Annotated in this window: 12 protein-coding genes and 2 riboswitches; of the genes, 6 read left to right on the top strand and 6 right to left on the bottom strand. The window is 63.0% G+C overall.

Annotated features, from left to right (window positions below; translation table 11 throughout):
- Positions 1-56: 56 nt before the first annotated feature.
- Positions 57-1,937, bottom strand: coding sequence for an AMP-dependent synthetase/ligase (locus OU02_RS00400; protein WP_051918191.1), 1,881 nt, complete (start codon positions 1,935-1,937; stop codon positions 57-59).
- 353 nt (positions 1,938-2,290) lie between these two features.
- On the opposite strand from OU02_RS00400, the gene OU02_RS00395 reads away from it, so the two are divergent.
- The 4 genes from OU02_RS00395 (at position 2,291) to OU02_RS00380 (ending at position 5,707) form a co-directional block, all read left to right on the top strand.
- Positions 2,291-3,799, top strand: coding sequence for a DUF6508 domain-containing protein (locus tag OU02_RS00395; protein ID WP_238551883.1), 1,509 nt, complete (start codon positions 2,291-2,293; stop codon positions 3,797-3,799).
- A gap of 66 nt (positions 3,800-3,865) precedes the next feature.
- The gene (locus tag OU02_RS00390; RefSeq protein WP_051918192.1) at positions 3,866-4,579 is read left to right on the top strand and encodes a GNAT family N-acetyltransferase; all 714 of its coding nucleotides are present in this window, start codon (positions 3,866-3,868) and stop codon (positions 4,577-4,579) included.
- 11 nt (positions 4,580-4,590) lie between these two features.
- Complete coding sequence (locus tag OU02_RS00385; protein ID WP_033488279.1) at positions 4,591-5,352, top strand: nucleoside triphosphate pyrophosphohydrolase; 762 nt, start codon at positions 4,591-4,593, stop codon at positions 5,350-5,352.
- Positions 5,339-5,707, top strand: coding sequence for a metallopeptidase family protein (locus OU02_RS00380; protein ID WP_033488513.1), 369 nt, complete (start codon positions 5,339-5,341; stop codon positions 5,705-5,707). Before OU02_RS00385 ends, OU02_RS00380 begins: the two co-directional genes overlap by 14 nt.
- A gap of 12 nt (positions 5,708-5,719) precedes the next feature.
- On the opposite strand, the gene OU02_RS00375 is transcribed toward OU02_RS00380, so the two are convergent.
- Positions 5,720-6,079, bottom strand: coding sequence for a YccF domain-containing protein (locus OU02_RS00375; protein ID WP_033488278.1), 360 nt, complete (start codon positions 6,077-6,079; stop codon positions 5,720-5,722).
- Between the two features lie 109 nt (positions 6,080-6,188).
- A riboswitch (TPP riboswitch) is annotated at positions 6,189-6,297 on the top strand.
- On the opposite strand from OU02_RS00375, the gene tenA reads away from it, so the two are divergent.
- Positions 6,291-7,028, top strand: a complete 738-nt coding sequence (gene tenA / locus OU02_RS00370) for a thiaminase II (RefSeq protein ID WP_033488277.1) — start codon at positions 6,291-6,293, stop codon at positions 7,026-7,028. Its footprint overlaps the riboswitch before it by 7 nt.
- An 83-nt stretch (positions 7,029-7,111) precedes the next feature.
- On the opposite strand, the gene OU02_RS00365 is transcribed toward tenA, so the two are convergent.
- From OU02_RS00365 to OU02_RS00350, 4 genes are all read right to left on the bottom strand, one after another.
- Positions 7,112-7,417, bottom strand: a complete 306-nt coding sequence (locus tag OU02_RS00365) for a YhbY family RNA-binding protein (protein WP_033488276.1) — start codon at positions 7,415-7,417, stop codon at positions 7,112-7,114.
- A 90-nt stretch (positions 7,418-7,507) separates the two neighbouring features.
- On the bottom strand, positions 7,508-8,338 hold the full coding sequence (locus tag OU02_RS00360) for an aldo/keto reductase (RefSeq protein ID WP_033488275.1): 831 nt from the start codon (positions 8,336-8,338) through the stop codon (positions 7,508-7,510).
- A 347-nt stretch (positions 8,339-8,685) separates the two neighbouring features.
- Positions 8,686-10,941, bottom strand: a complete 2,256-nt coding sequence (locus tag OU02_RS00355; RefSeq protein ID WP_033488274.1) for an energy-coupling factor transporter ATPase — start codon at positions 10,939-10,941, stop codon at positions 8,686-8,688.
- A complete protein-coding gene (locus OU02_RS00350) occupies positions 10,938-11,537 on the bottom strand; it encodes an ECF transporter S component (protein WP_080720455.1) in 600 nt (199 codons plus the stop codon). Before OU02_RS00350 ends, OU02_RS00355 begins: the two co-directional genes overlap by 4 nt.
- An 8-nt stretch (positions 11,538-11,545) precedes the next feature.
- Positions 11,546-11,695: riboswitch (FMN riboswitch) on the bottom strand.
- Positions 11,696-11,951: 256 nt separating this feature from the next.
- Here OU02_RS00350 and ppgK point away from each other — a divergent pair.
- Positions 11,952-12,722, top strand: a complete 771-nt coding sequence (gene ppgK, locus OU02_RS00345) for a polyphosphate--glucose phosphotransferase (protein ID WP_033488272.1) — start codon at positions 11,952-11,954, stop codon at positions 12,720-12,722.
- Positions 12,723-12,727: the final 5 nt, after the last annotated feature.

The raw sequence follows: 12,727 nt of genomic DNA, 5'->3' as shown, positions 1-12,727 counted from the left end.
CCACACCATTGTGGATGGTGTGGGCCCCAAACCATATGAGGGTCGTTACCCGCGCATCACTTCTTGCGCGGCACGTAGATCACGGTGTCGATGAGCTTGCGGTAGTGGTCCACGATCTGCGCGCGGCGAGACTTGAGGCTCGCCGTGAGCATGCCGTTCTCCTGTGTGAACTCGTCGGGCAGGATCTCGAACTTGCGGATCGACTCTGCGCGCGAGACGCCTTCGTTCGCCTTGTTGACGATGCGTTCGACCTCGGCGTGCACGATCGGGTTCTTCGACAGCTCCTCGAGCGAATTGGCGGTGGCCGCGCCCTGCGAGGCGAGCCATGCGTTGGCGTCGGCGAGGTCGAGCGTGACGAGCGCCGCGATGAACGGCTTGCGGTCGCCGATCACGAGGCATTGCGCCACGACGGGAGACGTCATGACGGTCGTCTCGAGCTGGCCGGGGGAGACGTTCTTGCCGCCGGCGGTGATGATGAGGTCCTTTTTGCGGCCGGTGAGGGTGATGAAGCCCTCGTCGTCCACGTCACCCAAGTCGCCGGTGTGCAGCCAGCCGTCCACGATCTGCTGGTTGGTGACTTCCGGTTGGTTGTGGTAGCCCGTGCACACGCAGTCGCCCTTGAAGCACAGTTCGCCGTCTTCCGCGATGCCGACCGTCGTGCCGCACAGCGGCTGGCCGATCGTGCCGATGTGGTTGTTCTCCGGCAGGCTCACGCACACCGGGCCACTCGTTTCGGTCATGCCATAGCCCTCGAGCAGCGGCATGCCGATGCCGTTGTAGAAATGCGCGAGGTCGGGGTCCATCGGCGCGCCGCCGGTGATGGCGAAGTCGGCGTTCGGGCCGAACACGGTGCGGATCTTGCTGTACACGACCTTGTCGTAGAACGCGTGGCGCATCTTCACCGACAGCGGCATCTTCTCGCCGGACTGCTCGTACTTCGACCATTCCTGCGCCGCGGCCACGCCACGCAGGAACATCTTGCCGGCGAAGCCGCTGCCCGCGCGTTGCGACGCCGCGTTGTACACTTTTTCGAACACGCGCGGCACGGCGAGCAGCAGGGTGGGCCCGAACTCCTCGAAGTCCTTGATGATTGTCTTCATGTCGCTCGACAGGCCGAGTGTGAGGGTGCCGGCGAACGCCACGGTGGCCATGAAGCGCGCGAAGACGTGGCTCAACGGCAGGAACAGCAGCAGGCGGCGGTCCGGAATGTCGATCGCGCGCGGCATGTACTGCAACGCGTGCATGCATTCGGCGGCCATGTTGCGGTGGCTGATCTCGACGCCTTTTGGCGTGCCGGTCGAACCGGACGTGTAGATGATCGTGGCGAGCGTGTCGCCATGCGCGGCGTTCTTGCGCCTGGTGAACTCTTCATCGCTCACATGCGCGCCAAACGCGATGATCGCGTCCACCGCGTCGGAGTCGATGACGAACGACGCGCGCACGGATGGCGATTCATTCGACACCGATTCCACCTTGTCGCGCTGTGTGTCGTCTTCCGCGAACACGAGCACCACTTCGGCATCATTGAACACGGTGCGCATCTGTGCGGCGGAATTCGTCTCATACACGGGAATCGTCACACAGCCGATCGCCATGATCGCCATGTCGAGGGCCACCCATTCCCACCGGGTGTGGGCGATGATCGCAATGGACTCGCCAGGACGGGCGCCCCAGCCAATCAGGCCCTTGGCGATCGCGATGACTTTGTCGCGGAACTCCACCGCCGTGAACGACTGCCAGACACCGTCGGCGTCCTTGTACCCGACCATCGAACCGTCGGGGTTGCGCTCGGCGCGGCCTTGAACGAAGTCGAACAGGTTGATGTCCGGATTGATCGGCTTGTGCAGTGGGGTCTCATACTGCTTGACGATGCCGGCGTTGCACGTGCCGTCTTCGGTGCGTGCCGGCGTGCCCTGTGTGGAACGGTCTTCACTCATACCTATAGGAACTACACGATTGACGCTACAACACGCCGGTTCATGTCGCGCACCGGGTATGGAAGGCATACCGCTGTTCGTTCCGGTTACGCCTACGTAGGCGTATTGAGTGTTTTGCTCAGGACGAACAAAGGCGTATACTGAAATTAGTTACTTGAGTATTCGTGTGACTGGATATATGTAAGATTCGCTCGCAGTGAACACAGGGAACTGCGGCTGTGCAGAATTCGGGTTTGGCAGGGATAATGGAATCTTCGCCATGGCCGAACAGTCTGACAAGGAGGCGCCCGGTGGTCAGAAGGCAATGCGTATGCGGTGGCCCACTCAAAGGGCTGCATCACACTGGTCCCGAGATGTTCGGTTTCATTCCATCGTCGTCATTGGCGCATTATAACTACGACTGCGGCTTTGAAGTGGGGGTCACGCTGCCGGGGGGGCGCGTGCTTGAGCAATGCCCGAACTGCGGCGCGATGGTGCTGTGCGAATATCCGACCCTTGACGGTTCGCTGCGCGGGGACGATCCGCTCATCACCTACGGCCCCGGCACCGTATACGAGCAGTGCGACATCGACGCCGTGCCGGTGACCTACCGGTCGTTCCGCGCGCTGATGTCGTCCGGTGTGACTGGCGGCATCATGTATTCGGGGGCGTTCCGCACCAACCTCGCCGAGCTGTTCGGCACGACCGAAGACAGGCTGCCCAGCTGGAAGGTCGTCAAGGACGCGGTGCGCGACCCGATGCACAGCACCTTGGACGAATGGTGGTACGCGTCAATCGGCCGCAATTTCATTGTGCTGTATGAAAATTCGAAGGTGCTGTTGCCGGTGAGCGCATGGCACCGCATCCCCGGTACGGAGATCAAGAACGCGCACATCGTGCGCATCAACGAATTGAACACCGATTCCCTGCGAGTCCATGCGCTCGACACCGTCGAAATGACGATATCCGAGCAGGCGCTCGACATTCCCGACGAACGCCGGCGCGCGCTCGCGCTCGGCAACGCCGCGCGCGCACGCATGCTCGACAGTGCGATCCATGTGGGCCGTGAATTGCGCGACCTGTCGCAATGGGCGTCGCCCGAGTCTCTCGAACGCGGGGCCGCCCTGATCCGCGACGGTCATGTGGACAGCCTGATCGAAACAGCGTTCGGCATCCAGCATATCGAAGTGCACGACGGCGAGCGTACCGAGCAGGTTGATATCCTGATGCGCCACGATATGCTCGCCAAAACCGTGTGCACGTGCGCCGACGCCCAGGCCAAACGCATCTGCCCGCATATCGTGGCCGCCGTGCTTGAAATGGCGCGGTACCACAGTTTCCGCATCCTCATTCCGCAGGACCGCCTGCCTGAGCGCACGCACCGTTCGGCCGATGTGGTCACGGTGGAGGATCAGGGTGACAGCTACAACCATTACGTGGACGTGGTGGCGATGGTGCGCGAAGAGTGCAAGGCGCAAGCGGACTACCGCTGGTTGTCGTCGTTCATCGAGCCGTTCACGATGGGCGGCGAACCGCTCTACCATGTGGAGTTCATGGACTCCACCGTGATGGGCCTGCCGAGTGTGGGCTATTGCGTCTACAGCAAGACGGTGCTCGGGTTCGTCGACATCGTCATCAACCGAGGCGACGAGGATTATCTAGACACCATGCGCGACTATGGACTTGACAAAGACGTACGTCTTGACATCCTCAACGTCGATTCGATGGATGCGCGCCTGTTGTGCGCGCTGATCACGATGGCGGTGTACCGGGAGCGCCGCAATGAGGGGTTCCTCGCGGAATGCTTGGAGAACGGCCAGCTTGTGCGCATGCTCAGGCGTCTGCGTGCGTTGGACGAGGAAGCATCGCCAAGCGGCGAATGAATGGTCGGGCACGCCAATCGGTGAAAAGTGCGCGACGGGCAAAACAGGCCGCGTACCATGGGGTGTATGAGCGAAACAATCACCTATAGGACGCTGCGCCGCGAAGATTACCCGGCGCTCACTGCACTGCTATGCGGCACATGGCATGCCAAGCCCGGCACCGACCATGATCTCGCGATGAAACTCGCCGAAGCCGATCTGGAATACAGTCTGGCCAGGACGACCACCGCGCAGGTGGCGGTGCAAGGCGGGGCCGTGGTCGGTGTGGTGCTGGGCCGCATCGACGCCGCGGAGACGCGCAAAGGCGTGAACAGGCACCACCGTGCGAGCATGAAGATCCTCGCCTCGCTGCTGTTCAACGCGCAGGGACGCGCCGCGCTGCAGCAACTCAAGAAGAACGAGGAAGCGAACCGGAGCATGCTCGCCGAAGCGAAGAAGGAAGGGCACGCGTATGACGCCGAAGTCGTGCTGCTGCTCGTCGACCCCTCGGTGCGCGGCCAAGGCGTGGGCAAGCATCTGTTCGATTGGCTGCTCGGCCAGTTCAAGGCCAATGGTGTGACCCGCTACTTCCTGTACACCGACACCGGCTGCGACTACCGCTTCTACGACCGTGCAGGCCTGACTCGCCGCAAGGTGCTCGATATGGAGCCCCACACCGTGCAGGAAGACGCCGATGTGCAGCAGGAGTCCTCCGACCTCGACGAGCACCTGCATGCGTTCCTGTACGACAACGAGGTGGCGCCGGCGAACGAAGGCGTCAACCCGCTCGGCCGCGACTGAACCGGGGCGGCATGACACAACCTGAGACCACCAGCGCGGGCGGCGCATACGAGCCGCCCGCGGGGTTTGCGCACTGCTCGAAACTGCGTCCCGTGTTCGAGGCTCCGACATCCTTGGACCGCGTACGCGCGCTTGTGGCGATCCTGCAGGGGCCTGACGGCTGTCCATGGGACGGCGCCCAGACCAACCGATCACTCCTCAAGCCGCTGCTCGAGGAGACCTACGAATACATCGACGCCGTGGAATGCGCAGACCGCGACAACATGCGCGAAGAACTCGGCGATATGCTGCTCCAATCGGTGTTTCAGGCACAGATCTGCGCGCAGGACCCACATGATCCCTTCGACATCGACGAGGTATGCGACCGTCTTGCCACCAAGCTCATCACACGACACCCGCTCGTGTTCCCGCCGGACGGGGCCACCAGCGACGAATTGGACGCCGAAGACACACTCGCCGTGTGGGAGCGGATGAAACAGCGCGAAAAAGGGCGCCGGTCCGTGCTCGACGGCATCGCGCACGCGCAGGGCGCCCTGCCGCGCACGGCGAAAGTGGTCTCACGGGTGCGCAAATCCGCGCGCCATGAGCAACTCGAACAGGCGTTTGACACACCAAGCGCGCTCGCGGACGACTATGCCGACCAGATTGTGTGCATCGTACGGCAGGCGCAGGCCGCCGGCGTGGACATCGAAGCCGATCTGCGCAACCGACTGCGTGAAATCGAACAGGACATCACACGATTGGAGCAAACCGGCGATGATGAGGATCAGTGAACGCGAATTCGAACAGGCGGTGACGGAGGCGCTCGCCTCAGTGCCGCAGCGGTTCAAGGACGTGCTGCACAACATCGCGATCACTGTGGACGATGAACCGACCCCCGAGCAGCTGCGCACGATGACGCACGGGCATGGCGAACTGCTCGGCCTGTACCAAGGCATTCCGATCACCCAGCGCGGCACGGGGTACGCCGGCGTGATGCCCGACGTCATCACGATCTTCCGCGGCCCGCACGAACGCGTATGCTCCACGCACCGTGAGCTCGTGGTGCAGATCCAGAAGACCGTGCTGCATGAGATCGGCCATTATTTCGGCTTCGACGACGCCTACCTGCACTCCCACGGATACTGACGGGGCCGCACGTCATACGATCTGCGTGCCAAAGGGGAACAACGCCAACTTGGCCATCTTGAAGGATTGGATGCCGAACGGGATGCCGATGATCGTGATGCAGTTGGCCAAGCCGGCCACCACATAACCGATGGCGAACCACAGCCCGACGAAGATGACCCAGATGAAGTTGAGGACCGCCGAACCGGCTCCACCGCCATACACGACCTGTGTGCCGAAGGGGGTCAGCGTCAGCTTCGCCATCTTGAACGCCTGCTTGCCCACCGGGATGCCGATGATCGTGATGCACAGGATGACGCCGACCACGGCCCAGCCGAACGCGATCGCAAGGCCGCCGAGCACAAGCCACAGAATATTGCCAATGAGTCTCATGCCCATTCAGTGTAGCGGCCGTGCGTGCGGTTGTCACGCATGGTCCGCGGGTGGGAATCGGCCTTGGCGGGGTGCCATGCCATACTGGCATGTGGCGCCACACGGCACCAATGTAACGCAGGGGGACCCGTGCACACGGGTTGAGAGGGCCATCAGGCGGCCCGACCCTTTGAACCTGTTGGCTAACACCATCGTAGGGAGACGAACAATCATGGGATTCGAGCCACATGAACCGATCACGCTGACCAATCTGCCACCGTTCGCGCGGCGCATGCGCGACGCCGCCGATCTGGTGTGGGAGGAAGGCTACCGGCAGCCGTTCATCCGCGAACTGGGCGCGGGCACGTTGCCACGCGACACGTTCGCGTTCTACCTGATCCAGGACGAGCTGTACCTCAACGACTATGCGAAAGTGCATGCGCTCGCCGTCACCAAAACCGACGACAACGAAGTGATGGCGTTCATGGCGCAGGTGCAGCATGCGATCTTCCATGTGGAAAAGACGCTGCACAACGAATACCTCGCTTCGTTCGGCATCACACCGCAGGATGTGCGCGATGCGCGCCAATCCGCGTTCGCCCGCGCCTACACTGCGAACATGCTCGCCACCGCCTATGGCGGGGACCTGATCGACATCCTCGTGGCCGTGTTGCCGTGCGCGTGGGTGTACGCCGACTACGGGCAGCGCCTTGCCCGCGAGTTCGCCGATACCTTGGACACCAACCCGTACCGCGAATGGATCGGCACCTATTGCACCGATGCATTCTGGCAGTCCTCCGTGTGGCTCATCGAGCACATCGAAGACATCGCCGCCACGCTCGACGAATCGCGCAAGCGCGGGCTCATGGCGAGTTTCGTGCGCGGTGTGGAGAACGAATACATGTTCTGGGCCAGTGCCTACGACCATCAGATGAGCTGGCGACCCGAATGGGACGAATCGGCGTATTGAGCCACATCGTCCCGGCATGATTGAGGGCTCATCGCCATGATGGGCCCTCAATCCGTATGATGGGAAAATGCCGCTGTGCCGGTCTACTCGCGCACGAGGCGGATATGCTCCACGTCGTCACGCTTGGAGCGGCGGTAGAGCACGCAGCGGTTGCCGATCACCTGCACGACCTCGGCGCCGAGGCGTTCAGCGAGCATGTCGGCCGCTTCATGGGAGTCGAGCCCGGAGCCGTCCTGCACCTGCACCTTGATCAGTTCGCGCTTCTCGATCGTCTCGTCGGCCTGGTTGACTGCGGTATCGCTCAGGTCGTTCTTGCCGATGTACACGAGCGGTTTGATCTGGTTCGCCGCGGCGCGCAGCTGCTTGATCTGCTTCTTCGTCAATGCCATGTGTTCGTTCCTTTGAATTCTGCATATGCACATGCGTGTTGCCGCTCCATCGTAACGGAACGGCACGATGGAGCGGCAACACGGCAATGGTCAGAAGTCGAAGTTGTTCGGGTCGGCGCCGTTGCGCTTGCCGGTGTCGAGCGAGCTGATGATCCGCATCTCCGATTCGTCGAGCTCGAAATCGAACACGTGGATGTTCTGCATGATGCGGGTGCTGTGCACCGACTTCGGCAGCGGGATGACACCACGCTGCAGGTCCCAACGCAGCACGACCTGTGCGGACGACTTGCCGTATTTCTCGCCGATGTCGAGCAGCCGCTGGTCGGTGAGCAGGGTGCCGCCGGTGCCGCCGAGGGGGCTCCACGCTTCGACGGCGATGTCTTTGCCGTGGCAGAAGTCGATGAGGTCCTGGTTGGGGAATGTGGGGGAGGACTCGACTTGGTCCACCGCGGGCAGCACATCGGTCTGTTCGAGCAGCTCGGCCAGATGGTTCCGCTCGAAGTTGCTCACGCCGATCGCACGCATGCGGCCCTGTGCATAGAGCTCCTGCATGGCGGCCCATGCCTCTTGCCAGCCTTCGGCCGGCCAGTGGATCAGATACAGGTCCACATAGTCTAGGCCGAGCCGGTCCAGGCTCTCCTGGAACGCGTCCTTGGTGCGGTGCTTGCGAATGTCGTCGTTCCACAGTTTCGTGGTGACGAACAGGTCGGCACGGTCCACACCGCTTTCGGCGATGGCGCGGCCCACCGAAGCCTCGTTGCCGTATACGCTCGCCGTGTCGATATGGCGGTACCCGTCCTCGATGGCGGTGCGCACGGCGTCCACGGTCTGCGGACCATCCTCGACTTGGAACACGCCGAAGCCGATCTGTGGGATCATCACGTCGTTGTTGAGCGCGATGCAATGGTTCTCTTGTGCCATGATTCCTCGATTCCTGCAGGGAAGACGGCTCGGGCCGTCCTGCACTCCATCGTAATCGAGTGGCGCCGGGCCCCGTGGGCGTCGTGCTCTGCGAGAACAGGCTCGGCATGGCGGTGACAAAAGAAATGTGCACCCGGCAGTTGGCCGGATGCACATTCAGTCACGACTCGGCGGTTTGCGCCCTGCCATGGTCGCGTCCTTGTGGGACCCATGCGAGGGCCTGTGTCAAACCGTTGACGTTGAATCCGTCTTCTCTCAGCAGACCGCCCGGTGATTGTGTCATCGCGCGATCCGATGGTCGCTATATATCAATATGTCGTATTGTGCCGGCGTGGCGCCACTTCGGCTCATATTGTGAACACAGTGCTGAGCGCGAGCGCGCATAGCACAACAGCCACCCCGATGAGGAACCACCAGTCGCGCGCATGCATACGCAATGCATGCCAATGGGAACGCGGCTCACCTTCCTGATAGCAGCGGGCGTCGAGCGCGAGCGCGAGATTGTCCGCGTGGCGGATCACCCCTGCGAAGATCGGTACGATGACCGCGCACATGGCCCGCACACGTTGCATGGGGGAGCCGGTCTCGATCGAGCCGCCGCGCGCCGCCTGCGCATCGCGGATCGACATCGTTTCGTCGGCGATCGTCGGCAGGAACCGTAGGGCGAGCGACATGACGAGCGCGATCTCCTGCACATGCAGGACCTTGCGGAACACCGACATCATCGATTCGAACGCATCGGTGAGGGCGGTGGGAGTAGTGGTGAGCATGATGACCGCGCCAAGCACAATCACGAGCATGAACCGGATGGTGTAGAGCGCGGCGACAGTGAGTCCGCCCGTCGTCAGCGCCCAGCCGCCGATATGCAGCAATGGTGTGCCGCTGTGCACCACGAGCATGTTGAACAGGCCCATGACCAGCAGCACGACCACGAACATGCGCGTTGAGCGCCACAGCGCACGCACGTCGAGCCTGCTCGCGGCCACAATCACCGCAGTCGCCGTGCATCCCACAGCCAGCTGTGTCCACGACGTCATTGTGAACGCGGAGAACATCAGCGCGAGGAATCCAATGATCTTCGCGCGCGGGTCGAGACGGGAGACGACCGAATAGCACGCGTCCGACGGCGCGATGCGCGGTTCGGATGCCTCGGGCCCCGGTGTACGCCCGCCGAACACGAGCATCGTGTCGGCGAGTTGTTGCGCGGCGCGCATGTCGTGCGTGATGAGCAGGATCGTGACGCCTTGGCTGTGCAATGTGCGCATGATGGCGTGCACGCGTGCCACGCCCGCCTCGTCGAGCGACGCCGTCGGCTCGTCCATGACGAGCACGCGCGGGCGGCAGGCGAGCACGCCGGCGATTGCGGCAAGCCGCTGCTGTCCTCCGCTGAGCGAGAACGGGTCCCTGTCGGCGAGGTCGGCTATGCCGACGAGGTCGAGCGCCTCCTGCACGCGTTCGCGCACAGCGGCGTCGTCGAGCCCCTGGTTGCGTGGGCCATAGGCCACGTCGTCGCGCACGGTGGCGGCGAACAGCTGCCGTTCGGGGCGCTGCATGACCAGACCGAGCGAACGGCGCAATGCTTTGCGCTGGCGCCGTTTGGCATGGCGCCAGCGCAGCCCGTCGATGCATAGGGTGCCCTCATCGGGGGCGATGAGCGCGCACAGCAGGCGCGCGAAGGTCGTTTTCCCTGATCCGTTGGGCCCCACGAGCGCCACGGTGGAGCCGCGTTCGATGCCCACGGTCAGGTCATCGATCACTGGCGCGCCATGGGCATAGGCGAACGAGACGTGGTCGAACACGACCGTCGGGTCATGCGCGGTCCTGCCCACGTGTGGCAGGTCAGGCAGCGCGGTGCCGGGACTGTGTGGCGGATCGGTTGTGCCACGTGCATGTGCATACCGTGCGGTCACATCGCGCACCTTGCCATGCTCGACGGCGAGGACGCGGTCGGCGTGCATCACCTCGTCGGGGTGGTGCGTGACCATCACGATCGCAGTGCCGCGCTGGTGCACGCGTTCGATGACCGTGAGCACGTCATCGAACGCCTGCGGGTCGAGCATCGCCGTCGGCTCGTCGAGCACGAGCACACGGCTGTCCATGGCGAGCATGCCGGCGATCGCGACGCGCTGCTGCTGGCCGCCGCTCATGGCGGTGGGGTCGGCGTCGCGCAAGGCATCCATGCCAACCGCGCTGAGCGCGCTGTGCACACGGTCGCCGATCAGCGCAGGGGCCACGCCGAGATTCTCCGGACCGAACGCCACGTCTGCGGACACGGTCGTGGTCACGATCTGGTCCCCGGGGTTCTGGAAGACGACGCCGATCGAGCGCCTCGCCTCGCGGTATGCGTCGGCGTCGGCGCCGTGCGCGTCGTCGAACACGGTGTGGCCCATCAGCTTCACCGTGCCGTGGTCGGGGGCGGCGAGTCCGGCGATCAGGCGTGCGAGCGTGGACTTGCCGGCGCCATTGGGGCCTACGAGCGCAATGCGCTCACCGGGCCCGACACGCAGGTCCACGCCGTCGAGCACCCATGTGGAGCCGCCGTCGTAGCTGAACCTCACGCCGTCGAGTTCGATCGGCGCGTCTGTGCTTGCACCGTGCGTCATCGGTTGAGCAGATTCGAAATCGGCTTGTAGATGAGGAAGGTGATGACGCCGTGCAATGTGAACTTGATCAGGTTGAACGGCAGCAGGATCGGCACGATCATCTTGGCCACCGCGGCCATCGACATGTGCGCGTAAAGCGGTGTGATGAACAGATTGCCGATGATCGCGGCCACGATGGCGCACAGCGCGCCCACCACGATGCCCGCAAGGGCGCCTTTGCGCGAGGTATGGCGCCGGTAGACCAAAGCGGCCGGCACTGAAAGTGCCAACGCGACGCCGATTGCCATGATCGATCCCCACGGATTGGTGAAGATATGCGGGAGGAATCCGAGCACACTCACGATCACGGCCGCGGAGGGGCCGTATGCGAAGCCGGCCACCAGGCAGATGATGCCCGACGGATCGTATTTGAGCCATGGGGCTGCAGGCATGAGTGGAAACTCGAGGAAACTGACAGCCATCGCGAGCGCCACGAACAGCGCATACATGGCGATGCGCTTGGTGGACCAGCGGCCTTGTCCGCCGGCACCGGTCGTGTGCGCGTCGTCTGGGCGGCGGCTGCGTGGGGTGGATGAGGGTATGTTGGACTGTCCCATTGTGGGTTCTCCTGTTTCTTCCATCCGGACTATGACCGTTGGCTCTGGAATCCGACCAGATCCACCGCAGCATGCGGGTTGCGGGCTCCGCCATGGTCCGCCCTTGGGGCGTATGGCGCTACCGCCAGTAAGGAATTGCACCTTCCCTGAAACTTGGCAGCACCATCTATACGCCACCCATACGATAAACGGACGTTTCGAAGGCGCCCGTCTGTAGAAAACGACATCAAGCCGGGGGATGATGAAGCGTGTTACACGGCGGTATGAGTGGGAACAATCGTTTCCAAAGAAATGCGTCCATTATGTGAACACTCGTACTAAAGTGCAATATTTGCCCATTGAACTAATATATGATGTGAATGACGGCTTGAAGACGTGCCGTTGTGATGCGCACATACAATAGGAGAGGTTGCGATGATTGAGACCGCACAGGCATTCGGCGTAGACATCGGGGGATCCGGCATCAAGGCCGCCCCGGTCAATCTGGAGAAGGGCGAGTTCGCACAGCCGCGCCTGAAGATTCTCACCCCGGAGCATTCCACCCCCAAGGCGGTGGGTGACATCGTGCGCCAGCAGCTTGAGCACTTCGAAGTGCCTGAGGACGTGCCGGTCGGCATCGCGTTCCCCGCACCGATCCACCCGGGCAAGAAACTCGACTTCATGGCCAACCTCGACCAGTCGTGGATTGGTGTGGATGTGACCGAGGTCTTCTCGGAGGCGTGCGGACGCCCGGTGACCGTGGTGAACGACGCCGACGCCGCAGGCCTCGCCGAACAGCAGTTCGGCGCTGCCAAGGGACAGGAAGGCCTTGTCATCGCCACCACGCTCGGCACCGGCATCGGCACCGCCCTCATCTACGATGGCGTGCTGATCCCGAACACCGAGCTTGGCCACATCCAGCTGCCGAAGGGCAAGGGCGACGCCGAGAAGTACGCCGCCTCGTCGGTGCGTGAGAAGCTCGACATGGGGTACAAGAAGTGGGCCAAGCGCCTGACCAAATACTACAGCCTCATGGAGCTCTACTTCAGCCCGGAGCTCTTCGTGGTCGGCGGCGGTGTGAGCCGTGTATCCGAAAAGTTCCTGCCGTACATCGACATCAAGACCCCGATGGTGGCGGCCACTCTGCACAACGAGGCGGGCATCATCGGCGCCGCCTATTACGCGAGCGTGCAGCAGCACGACTGACCGCA

The sequence above is a fragment of the Bifidobacterium pseudolongum subsp. pseudolongum DSM 20099 genome (genome assembly GCF_000771225.1).
Classification (GTDB): domain Bacteria; phylum Actinomycetota; class Actinomycetes; order Actinomycetales; family Bifidobacteriaceae; genus Bifidobacterium; species Bifidobacterium pseudolongum.
Note: the sequence above shows the minus strand (reverse complement) of the source record. Positions and strands in the feature narration are given on the sequence as shown.